The organism is Pseudomonas sp. SK, from assembly GCF_012975065.1.
GTDB lineage: Bacteria > Pseudomonadota > Gammaproteobacteria > Pseudomonadales > Pseudomonadaceae > Aquipseudomonas > Aquipseudomonas anuradhapurensis.
The window spans coordinates 373,147-395,452 of sequence record NZ_CP051857.1; the positions used below are offsets into that span (position 1 = coordinate 373,147).

At 64.6% G+C, this 22,306-nt stretch carries 14 protein-coding genes; 8 read left to right on the forward strand and 6 right to left on the reverse strand.

Going from position 1 to position 22,306, the window contains the following annotated elements:
• From HG549_RS01655 to aceE, 5 genes are all read right to left on the reverse strand, one after another.
• Positions 1 to 624 (reverse strand): glutathione S-transferase, encoded by a 624-nt coding sequence (locus HG549_RS01655; RefSeq protein WP_170027887.1) that lies wholly within the window; start codon positions 622 to 624, stop codon positions 1 to 3.
• Between the two features lie 2 nt (positions 625 to 626).
• A complete protein-coding gene (gene msrA, locus HG549_RS01660; protein WP_170027888.1) occupies positions 627 to 1,292 on the reverse strand; it encodes a peptide-methionine (S)-S-oxide reductase MsrA in 666 nt (221 codons plus the stop codon).
• Positions 1,293 to 1,457: 165 nt separating this feature from the next.
• Complete coding sequence (locus tag HG549_RS01665) at positions 1,458 to 4,148, reverse strand: bifunctional diguanylate cyclase/phosphodiesterase (protein ID WP_170027889.1); 2,691 nt, start codon at positions 4,146 to 4,148, stop codon at positions 1,458 to 1,460.
• Positions 4,149 to 4,464: 316 nt separating this feature from the next.
• Complete coding sequence (gene aceF / locus HG549_RS01670) at positions 4,465 to 6,108, reverse strand: dihydrolipoyllysine-residue acetyltransferase (protein WP_170027890.1); 1,644 nt, start codon at positions 6,106 to 6,108, stop codon at positions 4,465 to 4,467.
• A 13-nt stretch (positions 6,109 to 6,121) separates the two neighbouring features.
• Positions 6,122 to 8,767: a pyruvate dehydrogenase (acetyl-transferring), homodimeric type gene (gene aceE / locus HG549_RS01675; protein ID WP_170027891.1), complete on the reverse strand. Its 2,646-nt coding sequence runs from the start codon at positions 8,765 to 8,767 to the stop codon at positions 6,122 to 6,124.
• 383 nt (positions 8,768 to 9,150) lie between these two features.
• Here aceE and glnE point away from each other — a divergent pair, with 383 nt between their 5' ends.
• The 8 genes from glnE (at position 9,151) to HG549_RS01715 (ending at position 19,260) form a co-directional block, all read left to right on the forward strand.
• Positions 9,151 to 12,084 (forward strand): bifunctional [glutamate--ammonia ligase]-adenylyl-L-tyrosine phosphorylase/[glutamate--ammonia-ligase] adenylyltransferase, encoded by a 2,934-nt coding sequence (gene glnE / locus HG549_RS01680; RefSeq protein ID WP_170027892.1) that lies wholly within the window; start codon positions 9,151 to 9,153, stop codon positions 12,082 to 12,084.
• A 203-nt stretch (positions 12,085 to 12,287) separates the two neighbouring features.
• Positions 12,288 to 13,337, forward strand: coding sequence for a lipopolysaccharide heptosyltransferase II (gene waaF, locus HG549_RS01685; RefSeq protein ID WP_170027893.1), 1,050 nt, complete (start codon positions 12,288 to 12,290; stop codon positions 13,335 to 13,337).
• Complete coding sequence (waaC, locus tag HG549_RS01690; RefSeq protein ID WP_170027894.1) at positions 13,338 to 14,396, forward strand: lipopolysaccharide heptosyltransferase I; 1,059 nt, start codon at positions 13,338 to 13,340, stop codon at positions 14,394 to 14,396.
• Entirely contained in the window at positions 14,396 to 15,520 is a 1,125-nt protein-coding gene (locus HG549_RS01695; protein WP_170027895.1) for a glycosyltransferase family 4 protein, read from the forward strand. Before waaC ends, HG549_RS01695 begins: the two co-directional genes overlap by 1 nt.
• Positions 15,517 to 16,323 (forward strand): lipopolysaccharide core heptose(I) kinase RfaP, encoded by an 807-nt coding sequence (rfaP, locus tag HG549_RS01700; RefSeq protein WP_170027896.1) that lies wholly within the window; start codon positions 15,517 to 15,519, stop codon positions 16,321 to 16,323. The genes HG549_RS01695 and rfaP overlap by 4 nt, the downstream gene beginning before the upstream one ends.
• Positions 16,323 to 17,069, forward strand: coding sequence for a lipopolysaccharide kinase InaA family protein (locus HG549_RS01705; RefSeq protein ID WP_170027897.1), 747 nt, complete (start codon positions 16,323 to 16,325; stop codon positions 17,067 to 17,069). Before rfaP ends, HG549_RS01705 begins: the two co-directional genes overlap by 1 nt.
• Positions 17,066 to 17,818: a lipopolysaccharide kinase InaA family protein gene (locus HG549_RS01710; RefSeq protein ID WP_170027898.1), complete on the forward strand. Its 753-nt coding sequence runs from the start codon at positions 17,066 to 17,068 to the stop codon at positions 17,816 to 17,818. The genes HG549_RS01705 and HG549_RS01710 overlap by 4 nt, the downstream gene beginning before the upstream one ends.
• The gene (locus tag HG549_RS01715; RefSeq protein WP_170027899.1) at positions 17,818 to 19,260 is read left to right on the forward strand and encodes a lipopolysaccharide kinase InaA family protein; all 1,443 of its coding nucleotides are present in this window, start codon (positions 17,818 to 17,820) and stop codon (positions 19,258 to 19,260) included. The genes HG549_RS01710 and HG549_RS01715 overlap by 1 nt, the downstream gene beginning before the upstream one ends.
• Here HG549_RS01715 and HG549_RS01720 read toward each other — a convergent pair.
• Positions 19,221 to 22,244 (reverse strand): dermonecrotic toxin domain-containing protein, encoded by a 3,024-nt coding sequence (locus tag HG549_RS01720; protein ID WP_170027900.1) that lies wholly within the window; start codon positions 22,242 to 22,244, stop codon positions 19,221 to 19,223. The genes HG549_RS01715 and HG549_RS01720 overlap by 40 nt on opposite strands.
• Between the last annotated feature and the right edge of the window lie 62 nt (positions 22,245 to 22,306).

Here is a 22,306-nt window from a genome sequence, read left to right on the forward strand (position 1 = left end):
TCAGGCTATCGGGGCTGTAGCGACCATCGACGGCCGCTTGGCCACTTCGGCATACCACGCCGCCAGGCCAGGCTGGCGCTCGCGCCAACCGAACTCGGGTTGACGCAGGTCCAGGTACCCCAGCGCACAGGCCACGCCAATCGCCGCGAGATCGAAGCCGCTGGCCAACTCGGCCAGATGCTCCTGCTCCAGGTTGGCCAGGCTGCGGCGGATCTTCTCGCCTTGTGCTTCCAGCCAGCCCTCCCAGCGTTTGTCTTCCGGCCGCAGGAAGCTCTCGTAGCGGCTCGACACCGCCGCATCCATGATCGCATCTGCCTGCGAAGCCAGTGTCATGCGCCGCCAGCGAGCCGAACCCTCACGCGGCAGCAGCGGCAAGCCGACGTGCTGCAGGTCAAGGTATTCACAGATCACCCGGCTGTCGTGCAGCACGGTACCGTCGTCCAGGCGCAGGGCGGGGATCTTGCCGATCGGGTTGTCCTGGTTCAGCTGGGGGTCGCCGCTTACCGGGCTGATGTTCACCGGCTGCAACCTGACCCGATCCAGCTGGCCGGTTTCGTGCAACACCACCATGACCTTGCGCACGAAAGGCGACAGCGGTGCATGGAACAGGGTCATCGTGCTCACGCTCAATTACCCTGCAGGCTGGGTGGCAGGCACACGCCGGTACCGCCGATACCGCAGTAGCCGTCCGGGTTCTTGGCCAGGTATTGCTGGTGGTAGGCCTCGGCGAAGTAGACGGTCGGCGCCTGGGCGATCTCGGTGGTGATTTCGCCGAAACCGGCTTTGCTCAGCTCGGCCTGGTAGGCGTCGCGGCTGGCCTCGGCCTGTTCCAGCTGTTCCGGGCTGGTGCAGTAGATGGCCGAGCGGTACTGGGTGCCGATGTCGTTACCCTGGCGCATGCCCTGGGTCGGGTTGTGCAGTTCCCAGAACATCGCCAGCAGCTCGCGGTAGCTGACCTTGTCCTTGTCGAACACTACCAGCACCACTTCGGTGTGCCCGGTCAGGCCCGAGCAGACTTCTTCGTAGGTCGGGTGCGGGGTGAAACCGCCGGCGTAGCCGACCACCGTGCTGACCACGCCTTCACGCTGCCAGAAGCGGCGTTCGGCGCCCCAGAAGCAGCCCAGGCCGAAGATGGCGAAGTCGACATTCTGGAAGAACGGGCCGAGCAGCGGTGTGTCTTTGAACACGTAATGGAACTCGGGCAGGCTCATTGGCGTTTCACGGCCAGGCAGGGCCTGTTCCGCAGTAGGCATGACGTTTTTGTTCACCAGGATTTCCGAACGCAGGACCATGGCCGTTCCTCTGTATGTCAGTTGAATAGGTGTTGGGGCCTTCGCGGGCATGCCCGCTCCCACAGGATCACCACAGGGTCTGAATGTTGTGGGGTACCTGTGGGAGCGGGCGTGCCCGCGAAAGGGCCCGAATGGTTTCTATAGTGCCCGAGGTTTACGCCGCTGTCAGGCCAGCGGACCACGCGGATAGCGCTTCAGCCGTTCGGCCAGCTCGCGCCCCGGGATTGGCCGGTCGAACAGGTAACCCTGGCCGACGTCGCAGCGGTGCCGGCGCAGGAACGCCAGCTGCTCCGGCGTCTCGATACCTTCGGCCACCACCTTCAGCTTGAGGTTATGGGCCATGGCCACCACCGCCGAGGTAATCTCCATGTCGTCCTGGTTGTCCGGGATTTCGTTGATGAAGCTGCGGTCGATCTTGAGGATGTCGATGGGAAACTTCTTCAGGTAGCTCAGCGACGAATAACCGGTACCAAAGTCGTCCATGGCCAGGGTCAGGCCCAAGGCCTTCAATTCCTCCAGCTGGCGGTGGGTGTCATCGGTGGCTTCCAGCAGCAGGCCTTCGGTCAGTTCCAGCTCGAGCAGATGCGGGGGCAGGGCTTCTTCCTTGAGGATGCTGCTGATCGAGGCCACCAGGTCCGGGTCGGAGAACTGCTTGGGCGACAGGTTGATGGCCACATGCAGGTTGCCCATGCCGGCCTCGCGCAGCTGCTGGCTCATGCGGCACGACTGGCGTACCACCCATTTGCCGATGGGGATGATCAGGCCGGTTTCCTCGGCCACGCTGATGAACTGGTCCGGGCGGATCATGCCGCGCTCGGGGTGGTTCCAGCGCAGCAGCGCTTCCAGCCCCAGCAGGCGACCACTGCGCAGGCACAGCTTGGGCTGGTAGAACACCTCCAGCTCGTTCTGGGTCAGGGCGCGGCGCAGGTTGTTCTCGACGAACAGCTTGTAGCTGGCTTCGGCATTGAGCACTTCGGTAAATACCTGCACCTGGTGCTTGCCGTTGGCCTTGGCCTTGTGCAGCGCCAGGCCGGCGTTCTTCATCAGGCTGGCCGGGTCTGCACCGTGCAGTGGCGCGTAGGCGAGGCCTACCGAAGCGGTGACGTTGATCAGCTGGTTGTCGACGAACATCGGTTTGTCGAGGGTTCGCAGCAATTGCATGGCGACGGCCTGGCCATCTTCCAGACGCGTGTCGTCGAGCAGCACGGCGAACTCGTTACTGGCGAAGCGCGCCAGGATGCCACCGGCGTGCAGGCTGTTGCGCAGGCGCCGGGCCAGGCTGATCAACAACTTGTCGCCGGTTTGATGGCCCAGGCTGTCGTTGATGCGCTTGAAGTTATCGATGTCCACCAGCAGCAGGCACATGGCGTTTTCGCCGTCACGGGCGAAGCACTCGTCCAGGCTGCGGATGAACGCCGGGCGGTTGCCCAGGTTGGTCAGGTTGTCGGTGTAGGCCAGCCGTTCGATGCGCTGCTGGGCCAGCTTGGTCTGGGTGACGTCTTCGTAGATGCCGATGTAGTGGGTCAGCTCACGGTTGTCGCCATACACCTTGGAGATCGACAACTGGCCCCAGTAGGGCTCGAGGTTCTTGCGCCGGCTCCTGAACTCGCCCTGCCAGCTGTTGCCCATGGCCAGGCTCGACGGCGAGTCGAACAACAGTTCGCTCAGGTTCTCCAGGGCGGGCAGCTCACCCAGGTGGCGGCCCTGGACTTCCTCGGTGCTGTACTGGGTGATGGCGGTGAAGCTGGGGTTGACGTACTCCACCACGCCGTCGCGGTTGACCAGCAGGAAGGCACTGGCGCTCTGCTCCACCGCACGCTGGAACAAGTGCAGGGCACTGGCCGCGGTGCGCCGGTTATGGTTGGTGATGACCTGGGCGAACTGGTCGGCCAGCTCGCCGGCAAAGGCGATTTCGTCCGACTGCCAGGCCCGTGGCTGGCCGGTCTGCTCCAGGCACAGCACGCCGACTACCTGGCCATCGACGCGGATGCTGGCATCGAGCATGGCCTTGTTTGCCGGGCGCAGGCTTTGCGCGAGCGCGCGGGTGCGCGGGTCATGGCCAGCATTGTGGGCGTCGATGGCGCGGCTGGCATGCAGCGCGTCAAGGTAGTCGGGGAAGCGGCTGGCATCGATGGCTTCGGGCTGGCGATGCTCTTGCGTGTCCCGGTACCAGGCAGTGATCGGCTCCAGCTGCTGGCCGTCCAGGTGCCAGATGCTGGCGCAGTCGACCTTATAGATTTCGCAGGCGCTCTGGGTGATGAGCTGGGCAGCTTCCAGCAGCGAGTTGCCGCCGCTGTAGCGTTGGCGCGCCAGGCGCAGGATCAGGTCCTGCTGGCCACGTACCCGCTCCAGGTGTTCGAGCTGTTCCTGCTGCGCACGCTGGTTCAGTTGCAGGGCCAGTTGCAGGCGGTTGTTGCGCGATTCCAGGTCGCTGGAGCCGGCGTCGCCGCTCTCTTCGGGCTGGTCGTCGAGCACACTGAGGTAGCCGTGCAACAGTTGGCGATTGTGCTGCTTGTAGGTTTCCCCTACTTCCAGCAGGCGTAGCGATGCGGTGGGCGTGTGCAAGGTGTAGCGCACGCGATAGTAGCCACGCTGGGCCAGTTGCAACTGGATCTCGTCGTGTAGCCGGTAGCGGACCTCGGGTTCCATCAGGCTGGCGTAAGGGGCGTCGACCAGCGCGCACAGGTCGCTGGCGTGCAGGCCGAACTGGCGTTCGCAAGCCGGGTCGAGGTAGAGCATGGCCCAAGTGGCTTCGTTGAGCCTTTCGAAACGCAGCATGCCGAGCCGCGAGGGCACGGGTAACTGCGTGACGACCTCGGCCGCCACACGGCTGGCGGCATCGGGTTGGCTTTTCATCGAAGACTCGCTTGAAGAGGGAACGCGGCCTTTGGGCGGCGGCAGATCTGGCAAGGTTGCATCATGTCCAGGGGGCTGGCAAGCCGCCATGTGTGATGCTGTGTTCGGGTTATCGGCTTGTGGGCTGGATTCTGTAGTTCGCCTTGATTGTTTCGGCGCCTGTGCGATCGAGCGCCGCCCGCGCGGCGCTCGATTGCACAGGCGCCAAACGTTTATCGCCAGGCAAAAAAAAGCCCCGCCAATCGACGGGGTTGAGGTACGAGCGTGGCAGCTCGAAAAGGGTACTGCCCCTCGCTGGGAGGGGCAGTGTGCTGCCTTACAGCAGCATGGTGCGGATATCGCCCAGCACATCGCCCAGGCGCTTGGTGAAGCGCGCGGCGGCAGCGCCGTTGATCACACGGTGATCGTAGGACAGCGACAGCGGCAGCATCAGCTTCGGCTGGAAGGCCTTGCCGTCCCAGACGGGCTGCATGGTCGCCTTGGAGACGCCGAGGATAGCCACTTCCGGTGCGTTGACGATCGGCGTGAAGCCGGTGCCGCCAATGTGGCCGAGGCTGGAGATGGTGAAGCAGGCGCCCTGCATCTCGTCAGCCGACAGCTTCTTGGTGCGGGCTTTTTCAGCCAGCGCAGCCGCTTCGGCAGCCAGTTGCAGCAGGCTCTTCTGGTCGACGTTCTTGATCACCGGTACCAGCAGGCCGTCCGGCGTGTCCACGGCGAAGCCGATGTGCACGTACTTCTTGCGGATGATGGCCTTGCCGCTTGGCGCCAGCGAGCTGTTGAAGTCCGGCAGTTCCTTGAGCAGGAAGGCGCAGGCCTTGAGCAGCAGTGGCAGCACGGTCAGCTTCACGCCAGCCTTCTCGGCCACGGCCTTCTGCGCCACGCGGAAGGCTTCCAGCTCGGTGATGTCGGCGGAGTCGAACTGGGTGACGTGCGGCACGTTCAGCCAGCTGCGGTGCAGGTTGGCGGCACCGACCTGCATCAGGCGGGTCAGGGCCACTTCTTCCACTTCACCGAACTTGCTGAAGTCCACGGCCGGGATCGGCGGGATGCCGGCGCCGCCGGTCGCGCCGGCGGCTGCCGGGGCTTCCTTGGCCTTCTGCATCATCGCCTTGACGTAGACCTGCACGTCTTCCTTCAGGATACGGCCGTGCGGACCGGTGGCCGCAACGGCACCCAGGTCGACACCGAATTCACGGGCCAGCTGGCGAACCGCCGGGCCGGCGTGAACCTTGGCGTTGCTGCCGGCAGCCGGTGCGGTAGCGACCGGTGCAGGAGCAGCAGCCGGAGCGGCAGCGGCAGGTGCGGCGGCCGGAGCCGCCTCAGCCTTGGCCGGGGCAGCAGCGGCGGCCGGAGCCGGAGCGGCAGCAGGCGCCGCGCCAGCAACCTTGAGCTTGAAGATCAGGTCGCCAGTGCCGACTTCGTCTTCCAGTTTGCACAGTACTTCTTCGACCACGCCGGCAGCCGGCGACGGGATTTCCATGGAGGCCTTGTCGGACTCCAGGGTGATCAGCGACTGGTCAGCTTCGACGGTGTCGCCGACCTTGACCAGCACTTCGATGATCTTGGCCTTGCCCGACGAACCGATGTCCGGCACGTGGATGTCCTGCACGCTGGCGGCAGCCGGGGCTGCGGCCGGGGCAGGAGCCGGGGCGGCTTCAGCGGCCGGAGCCGGTGCAGCAGCCTGCGCCGGAGCGGCGGCAGGCGCCTCGGGGGCCGCAGCAGCGGTGCCCTCGGCTTCCAGAACCAGCAGCTCGTCGCCTTCTTTCAGGCGGTCGCCCAGCTTGACCTTCAGCTCCTTGATGACGCCGGCCTTCGGCGCCGGGATTTCCATGGAGGCCTTGTCGGACTCCAGGGTCAGCAGGCTCTGGTCAGCCTCGATACGGTCACCGACCTTGACGAACAGCTCGATGATTTCACCTTCACCGCTGCCGATGTCAGGTACGCGAATGAGTTCGCTCACTTAAAAATACTCCTCAGCAGTCCAGTGGGTTGCGCTTGTCCGGGTCGATGCCGAACTTGACGATGGCGTCAGCCACAACCTTGGGTTCGATCTCGCCACGGTCAGCCAGGGCTTCCAGCGCAGCCAGCACCACGAAGTGGCGGTCGACTTCGAAGAAGTGACGCAGCTTCTTGCGGCTGTCGCTGCGACCGTAACCGTCGGTACCCAGGACCTTGAACTCTTTGCTCGGCACCCACTGGCGGATCTGCTCGGCGAACAGCTTCATGTAGTCGGTAGAGGCGATGACCGGGCCCTTGCGGCCGCTCAGGCACTGCTCGACGTAGGTCTGCTGTGGCTTCTGGCCAGGCTTCAGGCGGTTGGCGCGTTCCACTGCCAGGCCGTCGCGACGCAGTTCGTTGAAGCTGGTCACGCTCCACACGTCGGCACCGATGTTGAACTCGTCACGCAGGATCTTCGCCGCTTCGCGGACTTCGCGCAGGATGGTGCCGGAGCCCATCAGCTGTACGTGGTGCGCGGCTTCGCGAGTGTCTTCCTCGAGCAGGTACATGCCCTTGATGATGCCTTCCTCGACACCGGCCGGCATGGCTGGCTGCTGGTACGACTCGTTCATCACGGTGATGTAGTAGAAGATGTCCTGTTGCTCTTCGGTCATCTTCTTCATGCCGTCCTGGATGATCACCGCCAGCTCGTAGCCGTAGGTTGGATCGTAGGTGCGGCAGTTCGGGATGGTGCCCGCCATCATGTGGCTGTGACCGTCTTCGTGCTGCAGGCCTTCACCGTTGAGGGTGGTACGGCCGGCGGTACCGCCGATCAGGAAGCCACGGGTACGGCTGTCGCCAGCGGCCCAGGCCAGGTCGCCAATGCGCTGGAAGCCGAACATCGAATAGAAGATGTAGAACGGCAGCATCGGCTGGTTGTGGCAGCTGTACGAGGTACCGGCAGCGATGAACGACGACATGGCGCCGGCTTCGTTGATGCCTTCCTCGAGGATCTGGCCCTTCTTGTCCTCGCGGTAGAACATCACCTGGTCTTTGTCGACCGGCTCGTAGAGCTGGCCAACCGACGAGTAGATGCCCAGCTGGCGGAACATGCCTTCCATACCGAAGGTACGGGCTTCGTCCGGGATGATCGGGACGATGCGCTGGCCGATTTCCTTGTCCTTGACCAGCTGCGCCAGAATACGCACGAAGGCCATGGTGGTGGAGATTTCGCGGTCGCCCGAGCCGTCCAGGATCGCTTTCAGCGTTTCCAGTGGCGGGGTCGGCACGCTGAAGCTCTTGGCGCGGCGCTGTGGCACGAAACCGCCCAGGGCAGCACGGCGCTCGGCCAGGTACTTGGCTTCGGCAGAACCTTCTTCCGGCTTGAAGAACGGCAGGTTCTCCAGGTCGGCATCCTTGACCGGGATGTCGAAGCGGTCACGGAAGTGGCGCAGGCTGTCGACGTCGACCTTCTTGGTGTTGTGCGCGGTGTTCTTGGCTTCGCCGGCACCGGTACCGTAACCCTTGATGGTCTTGGCCAGGATGACGGTAGGCTGGTCCTTGTGGTTGACCGCCTGGTGGTACGCTGCGTAGACCTTGTACGGGTCGTGGCCGCCACGGTTGAGCTTCCAGATCTCGTCGTCGGACAGGTCTTCGACCATGGCCTTGAGTTCTGGGGTGTTGAAGAAGTGCTCACGGACGTACGCACCGTCCTTGGCCTTGTAGTTCTGGTATTCGCCGTCGATGACTTCGTCCATGCGGCGCTGCAGGGCACCGTTGGTGTCCTTGGCGAACAGTGGGTCCCAGAAGCGGCCCCAGACGACCTTGTTGACGTTCCAGCCACCGCCACGGAACACGCCTTCGAGTTCCTGGATGATCTTGCCGTTGCCGCGAACCGGGCCGTCGAGGCGCTGCAGGTTGCAGTTGATGACGAAGATCAGGTTGTCCAGCTTCTCGCGGCCGGCCAGGGCGATCGCGCCCAGGGATTCCGGCTCGTCGCACTCGCCGTCGCCCATGAAGCACCAGACTTTCTGCTTGCCGGCCGGGATGAAGCCGCGCGCTTCCAGGTACTTCATGAAACGTGCCTGGTAGATGGCCTGGATCGGACCCAGACCCATCGATACGGTCGGGAACTGCCAGAAGTCAGGCATCAGCCAAGGGTGCGGGTACGAAGACAGGCCGTTGCCGTCCACTTCCTGACGGAAGTTGTTCATCTGCTCTTCGCTGATGCGGCCTTCCATGAAGGCGCGGGCGTAGACGCCTGGCGAAGCGTGGCCCTGGAAGAAGATCAGGTCGCCGCCGTGTTCTTCGGTCGGGGCCTGGAAGAAGTAGTTGAAGCCGATGTCGTACAGGGTGGCGCTGGAGGCGAAGCTGGAGATGTGTCCGCCCAGGTCCGAGTCTTTCAGGTTGGTACGCATGACCATGGCCAGGGCGTTCCAACGCACCATCGAGCGAATGCGGCGTTCCATGAACAGGTCGCCAGGCATGCGTGCTTCGTGGGTGACAGGGATGGTGTTGCGGTATGGCGTGGTGATCGCGTATGGCAGCTGGGAGCCACTACGGGTGGCCAGCTCGCCCATACGGGTCATCAGGTAATGAGCGCGGTCTTCGCCTTCTTTGTCGAGGACCGACTCCAGGGCATCCAGCCATTCCTGGGTTTCGATTGGATCGAGGTCTTGCATGGCTTGCTCCAGGGCGGAAAGGCAACCAGAATCGATTGCCTGAGTTTGCGACTGGCCTTATGGGCAGACGTCGTGAATTCTTGGATTACCGGGGTGTCCTCCGGCGCCGTGTAGTTTTACTACATTTGCTTTCGCATTTCATGCTTTTACACGACAGGGGTAGTAGTAAAACTACATTTGTGCGACGTTTCGTCGCATGCTGGCTTGTGAGGAAAAACGTTCATGTTGGTTGGCATTGTGTCGCGAACGGGTAATTCTTGATGGTTGTTGCCAATTTTAAGGCTGTTCCAGCTATTTCCAACTTTTGTACGACAGTCCAACCGTGGTCCGGCTTCCCCTTGGCCGCTTTTCCCCCTCCATTTCACGCCGATCAAGGATAGACCATGCGCCTGCCTTTGCCGTCCGATCTGCCCGCCACCCTGCAACCGCTGGTCGCTCGCAACCAGCAATTCCTTCGCGATGCCGTGGCATATCACCCGGAACTCGACCTGCAGGCCTGGAGCCCGGCGCACCGGCAACAGTTCGACCAGGTAGCCGCTGCCAGCGACTTCGTGCTTGGCCTGGCCCGGCGCGAGCCGGCCATGTTGTTCGGCTTGCTGGCCAGTGGCGAGCTGGACCGGCCGTACGCCATGGGCGAGCTGCGTGGGCACATTGCCGCTGCCGCCCAGGCGGCGCAGAGCGAGGACGAGCTGGCGCGCAACCTGCGCCGCGAGCGCAACCGCCAGCAGTTGCGCATCATCTGGCGCGACATCACCCGCCAGGCCGCGCTGGGTGAAACCTGTCGCGACCTGTCCGACCTGGCCGATGCCGCCATCGATGAGGCCTATCAATGGCTGTACCCGCGCCATTGCCAGCAGTTCGGCACGCCGATCGGCAACCGCAGTGGCCAACCGCAGCAGATGGTGGTGCTGGGCATGGGCAAGCTGGGTGCGGTGGAGCTGAACCTGTCATCGGACATCGACCTGATCTTCGCCTTCCCCGAAGGCGGCGAAACCGAAGGGGTGAAGCGCTCGCTGGATAACCAGGAGTTCTTCACCCGCCTGGGCCAGCGCCTGATCAAGGCCCTGGACCCGGTCACCGTGGACGGCTTCGTGTTCCGCGTCGACATGCGCCTGCGCCCCTACGGCTCGGCCGGCGCGCTGGTGCTCAGCTTCAATGCGCTGGAGCAGTATTACCAGGACCAGGGGCGCGACTGGGAACGCTACGCAATGATCAAGGCGCGGGTGGTGGCCGGTGACCAGGCCGCCGGCGCGCAGCTGCAGGAGATGCTGCGGCCGTTCGTGTATCGCCGCTACCTGGACTTCTCCGCGATCGAAGCACTGCGCACCATGAAGCAGCTGATCCAGCAGGAAGTGCGGCGCAAGGGCATGGCCGACAACATCAAGCTGGGCGCTGGCGGCATTCGCGAGGTGGAATTCATCGCCCAGGCCTTCCAGCTGATCCATGGTGGGCGCGACCTCAGCCTGCAGCAGCGGCCATTGCTGAAAGTGCTGGCCACCCTCGAAGGCCAGGGCTACCTGCCACCGGCGGTGGTCACCGAGCTGCGCGAGGGCTACGAGTTCCTGCGTTATACCGAGCACGCCATCCAGGCCATCGCCGACCGCCAGACGCAGATGCTGCCGGACAGCGAGCTTGACCAGGCACGGGTGGCCTACATGCTCGGTTTTGCCGACTGGCAGAGCTTCCAGGACCAACTGGTGCACTGGCGCGGCCGTATCGACTGGCACTTCCGCCAGGTGATTGCCGACCCGGATGATGAAGACGGCGAAGGCGAGCTGGTGGTAGGCGGTGAGTGGTCGCCGCTATGGGAGCAGGCGCAGGATGAAGAGGCTGCGGGCCGCCAACTGGAAGAGGCCGGTTTCAAGCAGCCCGCCGACGCCCTGCGGCGCCTGGCTGCGCTGCGCTCGAGCCCGCAGCTGCGCTCGATGCAGCGCATTGGCCGTGAGCGCCTGGATGCCTTTATCCCACGGTTGCTGGCCCAGACGGTCGAACATGGCGACCCCGACCTGGTGCTTGAGCGCGTGCTGCCACTGGTCGAAGCCGTGGCGCGGCGTTCTGCCTACCTGGTGCTGCTGACCGAAAACCCCGGCGCCCTGGGCCGCCTGCTGACCCTTTGCGCCGCCAGCCCGTGGATCGCCGAGCAGATTGCCCGTTACCCGCTGCTGCTCGACGAACTGCTCAACGAAGGCCGCCTGTACAGCCCGCCGCTGGCGCCGGAGCTTGCCAGCGAGCTGCGCGAGCGCCTGACGCGCATCCCCGAGGACGACCTGGAGCAGCAAATGGAGGCGCTGCGCCATTTCAAGCTGGCCCACAGCCTGCGCGTGGCGGCCTCGGAAATCAGCGGCAACCTGCCCTTGATGAAAGTCAGCGACTACCTGACCTGGCTGGCCGAAGCCATCCTCGACCAGGTGCTGGCCCTGGCCTGGCGCCAGACCGTGGCCCGTCATGGCCAGCCCAGGCGCAGCGACGGCAGCCTGTGCGACCCGGGCTTCATCATCATTGGCTACGGCAAGGTCGGCGGCCTGGAACTCGGCCACGGCTCGGACCTGGATCTGGTGTTCATCCACGACGGCGACCCGCAGGCGGAAACCGACGGCGCCAAGCCGATCGACGGTGCGCAGTTCTTCACCCGGCTGGGCCAGCGCATCATTCACCTGCTGGCCACCCAGACCAACTCCGGCCAGCTGTATGACGTCGACATGCGCCTGCGCCCGTCCGGGGCCGCCGGGCTGCTGGTCAGCTCGCTGGGCGCGTTCGAGCGCTACCAGCAGAACGAAGCCTGGACCTGGGAACACCAGGCCCTGGTGCGGGCCCGTGTACTGGTGGGCTGCCCGCAGGTGGGGGCAGCGTTCGAAGGCGTGCGTGCCAAGGTGCTGGGCCAGCCGCGCGACCTGCAGAAACTGCGCAGCGAAGTGAGCGAAATGCGCGCCAAGATGCGCGACAACCTGGGCACCAAGGCCACCGCTGCCGGCACCGCGGGCAACGCCTTCGAGCCCGGTGTGCCGTTCGATATCAAGCAGGATGCCGGCGGTATCGTCGATATCGAATTTATGGTGCAATACGCCGCTTTGGCCTGGTCGCATGACCATCCGGCCTTGCTGCGATGGACCGATAACATCCGCATTCTGGAAGAGCTGGAGCAGGCAGGTTTGATGCCGGCCAGTGACGCGGTGCTGTTACGTGAAGTGTACAAGGCGTTCCGCTCTGCCTCGCACCGCCAGGCCCTGCAGAAGCAGGCCGGGGTGATCGATGCGGCGCAGTTTGCCGATGAGCGCCGCGAGGTGCGGCGGATCTGGGGTGAGTTGGGCCTGGCTTGATATCGAGTTGGCTTCATTCGCGGGCATGCCCGCTCCCACAAGGAAAGCGCAGGGCTGGATGGCTGTGCAATACCTGTGGGAGCGGGCGTGCCCGCGAATGGGCCATGTGAGTGGTACACTGTCCGCCAAATAGCCTGAATATAAAGAGGGGAGGCCAGGCTGTACTGCAGCCTGTTGCCTCCCCGAGTGTTTCTGGACCAAGCATGAGAATACTGATCATTGGCCCCAGCTGGGTCGGCGACATGGTGATGGCGCAGACCCTGTTCCAGTGCCTGAAACAGCAGCACCCCGACTGCGTGATCGATGTGCTCGCTCCCGAGTGGAGCCGGCCGATCCTCGAACGCATGCCCGAGGTACGTCAGGCCCTGAGCTTCCCGCTCGGCCACGGTGCGCTTGAGCTGGCGACGCGGCGGCGCATCGGCAAGTCGCTGGCCGGCCAGTACGACCAGGCCATCCTGCTGCCCAACTCGCTGAAGTCGGCATTGGTGCCGTTTTTCGCCGGTATCCCCAAACGTACCGGCTGGCGCGGCGAAATGCGCTTTGGCCTGCTCAACGACGTGCGCAAGCTGGACAAGGCCCGCTACCCGCTGATGATCGAGCGCTTCATGGCCCTGGCCTACGCGCCTGGCGCCGAGTTGCCGCAGCCGTATCCGCGCCCCAGCCTGCAGATTGAAGCGCAAAGCCGCGACGCCGCCCTGGCCAAGTTCGGCCTGGAGCTGGACCGCCCGGTGTTGGCGCTGTGCCCCGGTGCCGAGTTCGGCGAGGCCAAGCGCTGGCCGGCCGAGCACTATGCCAGCGTCGCCGATGCGATGATCCGCCAAGGCTGGCAGGTGTGGCTGTTCGGCTCGAAGAACGATCACCCGGTCGGTGAGCAGATCCGCGACCGGCTGATCCCGGGCCTGCGTGAAGAATCGGCCAACCTGGCCGGGGAAACCTCACTGGCCGAGGCCATCGACCTGATGTCCTGCGCCGACGCCGTGGTTTCCAACGACTCTGGCCTGATGCACGTGGCTGCAGCGCTGAACCGCCCGCTGGTGGCGGTGTACGGCTCGACCTCGCCGGGCTTTACCCCGCCGCTGGCCGAGCACGTCGAAGTGGTGCGCACCGGTATCGAATGCAGCCCGTGTTTCGACCGTACCTGCCGCTTCGGCCACTACAACTGCCTGCGCCTGCTGGAACCGGGCAAAGTCATCGCCGCCCTGCACAGCCTGAGCGGGCCGGAGCTGATCGATACCGTGGCCGAGGTCGACTAAGTGCGGGTACTGATCATCAAGACCTCGTCGCTGGGTGATGTGATTCACACCCTGCCGGCGCTTACTGATGCCGCCCATGCCATTCCGGGGATCCGCTTCGACTGGGTGGTGGAAGAAGGCTTCGCCGAAATCCCCAGCTGGCACCCGGCGGTCGACCAGGTCATCCCGGTGGCCATCCGCCGCTGGCGCAAGAACCTTTGGCAAACCATCAAGAGTGGCGAGTGGAAAGCGTTCAAGCAGCGCGTGCGCGAGCGCCAGTACGACCTGGTGATCGACGCCCAGGGCCTGGTCAAGTCGGCCTGGCTGACCCGCTACGTGAAGGCGCCGGTCGCCGGCCTGGATCGCTATTCGGCCCGCGAGGGCTGGGCAAGCCGCTTTTATGATCGACGCCTGTCGGTTGCCGTCGGCCAGCATGCGGTGGAGCGGGTACGCCAGCTGTTCGCCATGGCCCTGGCGTATGACCTGCCGGAGGGCATTGGCAACTACGGCCTCGACCTCGACCGCCTGCAGCTACCGCCGGCGGCCCCGTACGTGGTGTTCCTGCATGGCACCACCTGGGCGACCAAGCACTGGCCCGAAGCCTACTGGCGCGAACTGGCCGAACGCATGGGCCGGCGCAAGCTGGAAGTGCGCCTGCCGTGGGGCAACCCGGCCGAGAAGGCGCGGGCCGAGCGCATTGCCCAGGGCTTGAACAATTGCCAGGTGCTCCCCAAATTGAACCTGGCTGGCGTCGCCCGCGTACTGGCGGCGGCAAAGGCCTGTGTGGCCGTCGATACTGGCCTTGGCCACTTGGCGGCGGCACTCGATGTACCCACCATTTCGCTGTTCGGCCCGACCAACCCGGGGCTGACCGGCGCCTACGGACGGACCCAGATTCACCAGGCCAGTGACTGGCCATGCGCTCCCTGCCTGCAGAAGAAGTGCACTTACAAACCGAGCGCCGATGACCTGCGCCGGTACGATCTGAAACGCGAGTGGCCACTGTGCTTCACTCGCCTGAATCCCGAGCATGTGGCGAGCCGCTTGAGCGCGCTGCTGCTGGCTGAGGATGTCCGTTGATGCAACTGGCTTTCGTGCTGTACAAATATTTCCCCTTCGGCGGGCTGCAGCGCGACTTCATGCGCATTGCCCTGGAGTGCCAGAAGCGGGGCCACCAGATCCGTGTGTACACGCTGATCTGGGAGGGTGACATTCCGCCGGGCTTCGAAGTGCTGGTGGCGCCGGTCAAGGCAATCTTCAACCACCGCCGCAACGAGAAGCTCAGCGCCTGGATGGCTGCCGACCTGGCCAAGCGCCCGGTCGATCGCCTGATCGGCTTCAACAAGATGCCGGGGCTGGACGTGTACTACGCCGCCGACGGCTGCTTCGAGGACAAGGCGCAGACCCTGCGTGGCGGCCTGTACCGCCGCTGGGGCCGCTACCGGCACTTTGCCGAGTACGAGCGCGCGGTGTTCGCCAAGGACGCGCATACCGAAGTACTGATGATTTCCGAAGTGCAGCAGCCGCTGTTCATCAAGCACTATGGCACCCCGGTGGAACGCTTCCACCTGCTGCCGCCAGGCATTTCCCAGGACCGCCGCGCACCGGCCAACGCTGCCGAGATCCGCGCCGAATTCCGCAAGGAGTTCAACCTCGGCGATGACGACCTGTTGCTGGTGCAGATCGGCTCTGGCTTCAAGACCAAGGGCGTGGACCGCAGCCTCAAGGCCCTGGCGGCATTGCCCTCGGCCCTGCGCAAGCGGACCAGGCTGATGGTGATCGGCCAGGACGACCCCAAGGTGTTCCAGCTGCAAAGCGCTACCCTGGGCCTGGGCGAGCAGGTGCAGTTCCTCAAGGGGCGCAGCGATATTCCGCGCTTCCTGCTGGGTGCCGACCTGCTGATCCACCCGGCGTACAACGAGAACACCGGCACGGTGCTGCTCGAAGCGCTGGTGGCCGGCCTGCCGGTGCTGGTGTCCAAGGTGTGTGGCTACGCCCACTACATTGCCGAGGCCGACAGCGGCCTGGTGCTGGACGAGCCGTTCGAACAAGAGCAGCTCAATACCTACCTGCAGCGCATGCTCGAAGACCAGCCGGCCCGTGCCAGCTGGGCGCGCAACGGCCTGGCGTTTGCTGAAACCGCCGACCTGTACAGCATGCCGCAGCATGCCGCCGACGTGATCCTGGGGCAGGAGTCCGCATGAAGCTGATACTGGCCGAGCCGTTCAAGCGCCTGTGGGCGGGGCGCGATGCCTTCGATGCGGTGGAGGCGCTGCAAGGCGAGGTCTACCGCGAGCTGGAAGGGCGCCGCACGCTGCGCACCGAGGTCGCTGGCGCTGGCTTTTTCGTCAAGATCCACCGCGGCATCGGCTGGGGCGAGATCTTCAAGAACCTGTTTACCGCCAAGCTGCCGGTGCTCGGTGCCGGCCAGGAATGGCAGGCCATCCAGCGCCTGCACCAGGCTGGCGTGCCGACCATGACTGCGGTGGCCTATGGCGAGCGTGGCAGCAACCCGGCCGCGCAGCATTCGTTCATCATTACCGAAGAGCTGGCGCCGACCGTCAGCCTGGAAGACTTCAGCATCGACTGGCTCAGGCAACCGCCCGAGCCACGCCTGAAGCGCGCACTCATCGCCGAGGTGGCCAGGATGACCGGCGGCATGCACCGCGCCGGGGTCAACCACCGCGACTGCTACATCTGCCACTTCCTGCTGCACACCGACCGCCCGGTGACGGCGGATGACTTCAAATTGTCGGTTATCGACCTGCACCGCGCGCAAACCCGGGCGAAAATCAGCCGTCGCTGGCGCGACAAGGACCTGGCCGCGTTGTACTTCTCGGCGCTGGACATCGGCCTCACCCAGCGCGACAAGCTGCGCTTCCTGCGGGGTTATTTCCAGCGCCCGCTGCGGCAGGTCCTCAAGGAGGAGGCCGCGCTGCTCGCCTGGCTTGAACGCAAGGCGCAGAAACTCTACGACCGCAAGCAACGCTATGGGGATGCACTCTGATGTCGGGTTGGACACTGGCGCCGGGCTATGAGCACCTGGCGGCGGACTTCGGCAGCCTCGAGGCGGTATTTGCCCTGCAAGGCGAACGCCTGACCCGCGACCCGCTCAGCGAAGTGGTGCGCATCACGCGTGATGGGGTCAATTACTACGTCAAGCGCTACACCGGGGCCGGCAAACACATGCGCCGCTACCTGGGCCGGCCGCGGATCAAGGCGGAATGGCAGAACCTGAAGCTGTTCGCCAAGTGGGGCATCCCCACCGCCGAAGTGGTGGCCTGGGGCCTGGAGCGCAATGGCTTGGCCTTTGGCCTCGCATTTGGGCGTGGCGCGATGATTACCCGCGAATTGCCGAACACCGAAGACCTCTCGGCGCTGGCCGAGCGCAACGATGCGCGCCTCGCCGACCGCACCTGGGTCGGGCATGTCAGCAGCCAGCTGGCGCGCCATACCCGGGTCATGCACAAGCATCACTTCGCCCATAACGACCTGAAATGGCGCAACCTGCTGGTCGATGACCAGGGCACGCTATTCTTCATCGATTGCCCCACCGGCGACTTCTGGCGCGGCTTCATGTGGCGGCACCGGATGATCAAGGACCTGGCGTGCCTGGACAAAGTGGCCAAGTACCAGCTGTCGGCAACCCAGCGCCTGCGCTTCTACCTGCAATACCGTGGCCGCGACCGGCTGAATGAGCGCGACAAGAAGCGCATTCGCCAGGTAGTGGGCTTTTTCGAGGGAAGGGAATGACCGATTACCTGGCCAGCGCGGACCTCGCGCTGCTCAAACGCCATGGCCTGGATGACTTCGAGGCGCTGTGGGCACTGCAGCTGGATGCCGTCGACGAGCCGAATACCGGCCGTGGCGGCTGGAGCAGCGTGTTTCGCCTGGAGCTCGAAGGCAAGGGCTACTACCTCAAGCGCCAGAGCGACTACCTGACCCGTACCCTGCACCGGCCGTTCGGCGAGCCAACCTTCGCCCGTGAGTTCCGCAATATCAGCCGCTACCAGAAGCTGCGCATTCCGGCCTTGCAGGCGGTGTTCTATGGCGAGCGCAAGCAAGCCGGCCAGCATCGGGCCATCCTGATGACACGCGCCCTGGACGAATGGGCCGACCTCGACAGCCTGCTGGCGCGCTGGGCACAACTGGGCGATGGCGATCGCAATGGCATCCTGCAGGCCTGCGGCCAACTGGCGCGTACCCTGCACAGCGCCGGGCAGGTGCACGGTTGCTTCTACCCCAAGCACATCTTCCTGCGCCAGCGCCGCGAAGGCTGGGACGCGCAACTGATCGACCTGGAAAAGACCCGACCCCTGCTGTTCGGCATGCGTGACCGTCTCAAGGACCTGGAGCCGCTGCTGCGTCGTGCCCCGGCCTGGAGCGAGCAGGATGTTCGTACATTGCTGGCCAGTTACCTGGCACAGCCGGCCGATGGCTCGCTGGTCGATACCTGGCTGCAACGCCTGACGCAACGCCGTCGTGAAAAAGAGGCCCGCTGATGCGTTTGTCCGAATTGAAAGAAGCCGGGCGCAACCCGTCGCTGCCCCTGAGCATTACCCTGGCCGACGCCGCCGGCAGCGCTGACTTGCAGCTGCTCAGCCTGTTGCGCGTGCTGCCGGGCCAGCGCTATGTGGGCGCCGGGGTATGGCGCGGCACCCCGGTGCTGGCCAAACTGCTGGTCGGTAGCAACGCTGCGCGGCATTTCCAGCGCGAACTGCAGGGCGTGAAGCTGCTCGCCGAGCAAGGCCTGACCACGCCGAAGCTGCTGGCCGATGGCCTCAAGGAAGGTGAGGGCGGCTGGTTGCTGTTCGAGTTTCTCGACGGCGCCGAAAGCCTGGCCGATGCCTGGGCGGCCGTGCAAGACCTGCCGGTGCTGGCCGACGAGCAGCACCTGGTGCTGGGCGAGGCGCTCACTGCGGTGGCGCACATGCATGCCCAGGGCCTCTGGCAGGAGGACCTGCACCTGGACAACCTGTTGCGCCACGGCGGCAAGCTGTACCTGATCGACGGCGCCGGCATCAAGGCCGAAACGCCTGGCCAGCAACTGTCGCGCCCACGTGTGCTGGAAAACCTCGGGGTGTTCTTCGCCCAGCTGCCCAAGCGCCTGGAGCCGTTCATCGAAGAACTGCTGGTGCACTACCTGTTGGCCAACGCCGAACATGCGCTGCCGCTGGAGGCCTTGCAGAAGCAAGTGGACAAGGTGCGCAGCTGGCGGCAGAAGGACTACCTGGAAAAGGCCGGTCGCGAATGCAGCCTGTTCAGCGTCCAGCGCAGCCTGTCTGGCCTGCGCGCGATCCGCCGTGACGAGGTCGAGGCGCTGTTGCCGGTGCTGGAGCAGGCCGACCAGTTGCTCGACCAGGGCCACCTGTACAAGACCGGTGGCGCCGCGAGTGTGGCGCGCATCGAGGTGAAGGGGCGCCAGCTGGTGCTCAAGCGTTACAACATCAAGAACACCGCGCACTGGTTCAAACGCTTCTGGCGCCCGAGCCGGGCCTGGCATTCATGGATCGAAGGGCACCGCCTGGAGTTCCTCGATATCGCCACGCCGCGCCCGCTGGCAGTGCTGGAGCAGCGCGTGCTTGGCCTGCGCAGCCGCGCCTACCTGGTCACCGAGTACATCGATGGCCCGGACCTGGCTGCCTGTTTCGCGCCTTATGTGGAAAATGGCGACGCCCCTGAAGAGCAGGTGGATGCCTTGGTCCAGGTCATGCAGCAGCTGATTCGGGAACGCATCAGCCATGGCGACTTCAAGGGCCACAACCTGTTCTGGGACAACGGCCGCTGGTCGCTGATCGACCTTGATGCAATGTGCCAGCATGCCACCCAGCTCAGCTTCGCCCCGGCCTACGCCCGTGACCGGGCGCGGTTGTTGCGCAATTGGCCGAGCGGCAGTGCCTTGCATCAGCGCCTGGACCGGCTGCTGCCCAAGCTGGCCGAATAATCCTGCGGTAACGCCAGCCAGTCGCTGCCACGGCCGACCTGGCGCACGCGGATGCGCCATTCGCCGTCCTGATGACGCAGCACCGCCCAGGCAGGTACTGCGCCAGACAAGGCGTCGGGGAGAATCAGGTGGTAATGCCCGGCCAGCAGATGGCGCCGCACCGGCAGCTGCTGGTTGTGCAGCTGCAGGTAGTACCTGCCGTTGTCGCTGAACAGGTTGTTGTCCGTGCCATCCGCAGCGCCCTCAAGCAGTGTTTTCAGCCGGCACTGCTCGAGCAGGTGCGGGATGTCTGGCAAGCCGTCGTGCCAGAGCAGCGGAGAATCAACTACCCAGTTGCCATCCTGGTTACGCCTGATCGGCAGCTTCAGGTAGGCGTAAGGCTGGTCGGGGTCGGTGGCGCGCCAGCGCGCGCCGTCAAAACTGACATTGAAGTAACGGCCCAGGTTATCCCGTACGAAGTATTGGCTCAGCCCCGGGGAACTCGACGGTTGTTCATACACGGCCTCGCCATGCGCCGAATCGATCCGGTAGCGCAGCCGGGCAGCGACTGGCGCTGTTTCGTAATGACCTGGCAGCGGCACCGGTGGTGGTTTGGGCAGCCCTCGCAAGGCGCGGCGCATCAGGCTGGAGCCTGCCATTTCGTTCAGCCCGGCGGTGGCATGGCCAAGGGCCGCGACCGCATGGTGCAATGCGCTTGCATGGTCGTCCTGCTCGTAGGCCTCGAAGCCGTCCCATATGGAGATTGCCATGCGGCCGAATGCCAGGGTGATCAATGCCCGTTGCGGCAGTATGAACGTGACCATATCCAGCACCAGCCTGAGCACGTTGACCGAGAATTCGCCCAGCAGTTCTTCATTGCTGCGGGTGACGGTATCGGTGTGGGCCATCAGGCTTTGCACCTCGGCGCGGTACAGCGCCTGATACAGGTTGCCGGTAATGGCATCGCGAGTGATCAACGCGCCCAGCCGGCCTTTGTGCAGCCGCTCCTTGAGTTTTTTCCCGCTGGCCCGTGGCAGGCGTTGGACCAGGTAGTCTTGCAATGCCGGGTCACTGCGCATGGCCCGGATCAGCGCCTTGGTATCACTGTATTCGCGCCAGTAGCGCCGGTCCGGAACGTCGGGGCAGTAGACGACGATACGTTTCGAGTGCTCTGGCGAAACCAGCAGCAATACCCCCATCAGCGTGTCGCCCTGCACCAGCAGCTGCTGGACTGTCACGCGCTGCTCATTGAAATAGGGGCGGGCGTGGCTGTCCGGGGCGCTGATGACCGTGCTGGCCCAACCGTAGCCCTGTTCGAGTGTGTCGGGGAGAAAATGGCCGACATAGCGTGCTTTCACTGCTTCGGCATTCATCCGTGCGCGGCTGATCTGCGCATGGGCTGTCTGGCGCCAACGGCCTTCGGGCGAGTCAAGCAGCTGGGTGCGTAGGTAGGCCTGATAGCCACTGCCCGCGTTCAGGCGTCTCACGATCTGTTTGACCCGCAGGGGTGTCAGCGCCGGCAGCGCTTCACCGTGCAGGTGGACATGCGCGGTCAGCCAGTAGTCCACGTCGAACCAGGCGATGTTCAGCAAGGCCAGCTCATCCAGCCGGTAGGTATGCCTGACCAACTCGATGGTGTCGCCTGCCTGGCGCCGGCTGGCTACCGGAACGTAGCCCGTGGTACTTCCCAGGGGTAGCGGGTTGACGATCGGCCCGACCTGTCGAGCCAGGGTGACACTGATGGTAATGTCACGCGGGTCGCAGTCCAGGCCCGGTTCACGTTGCAGGTATTCACGCAGGCGCAGGTTGACCCAGTTCAGCAGGGAATGCCTGTGGTTGAACTGTTCCAGGCTGAGGATGCCGGGAGCGCTGGCCGCTTCGATGGCCACGATCAGTTCCTGCAGGGTCTGCATGATGTGGGCGACGCCCTGCTGCGAAGTGGCGCGTAACCAGTTGGGTAGATGCTTTTCGAGTAGCAGGCCGTAGCGGTTGGCCAGCGGGCCGCGGCTACTGACGGAGCGCCGTATGTCGAGCGCCGCAGCCAGGGCCAGATCCAGCTGCTCGATATTGCGCTGTTTGCCGAGCTTCCAGGCCTGTTGCCAGCTGTAGCTCAGTTGCCTGGCCTGGGCATCGCGCAGGGTCGAGGCGAGGTAGTCGGCCAGGTCTTCTGTATACCAGTCGTAGCGCAGGCGCTCTGAACGACGGGCGTTTTGCTGGTTGTCGGGGTCGATCATCAGTTGCAGCAAGTGTTCGCTCTGTTGCGGGTCTTCCAGGCGCTCGCATACCTCCGTGTGCAGGTCGGCCAGGTTGTCGAAGGCCTCGATGCCGTGTGCGGCACTGCACAGCAGTACCCGGCCAACCGGCTCAAGATGATCGAGCATTCGCCCTTCGGCGCCGTGTTCGGTGAGCACCAGGAAACCTGGTACATGGCTGCGCCAGTTGGGCGCCGTACTGTCGAGCAACAGGCGATAGGCCTGGGGACGCGCGGCAGTCGGCAAGTGGCGACGTTGCCAGGGCTGCGGCAGTTCCAGGTAGGTTCTCAATAGGTGTGCATGCGCCGCTGACAGGGTCTGGTCGGTGGTGCGCAGACGGATCTCCGCATCCAGTTGCTCGCGGTACAGCACGGCAAGGCGCACGGTGCGGGTCAAGCCTTTGTTGTCCGGCTCCAGCCAGTACGCTGCCAGGCGGGCATGTAGCGTCTGACGAATGGTTTTGCAAAAGCCGTCGATATGGCCGTTGAAATCGAGTGGCAGGCTGAGCGCCGGGTAGTCGGCATGCCTGATCGGACTGCCTGCGGGCAGGCGGAAGGTACCGCCATCGAACAGATGGAAACCCACCAGCTGCAACAGTGGCTGGGCCCCGAAGTACAGCGTGCGGGCGTTGATGGAAAGGCCTGGGAACAGTCGCGCGAGCGTCAGGTCCAGGTTGTGCTCGACCCCCTCGATGGGTGGGAGCAGTGCATCAAGCTGGTTATCCAGGGTCTGGAAAAGGGGGGGGATCGGCATGGTCCGTCTCCTGTAGTGAGGGCGGACCATGCTGCGCCAAGGCGCCAGGGCTGCTGTGTTAG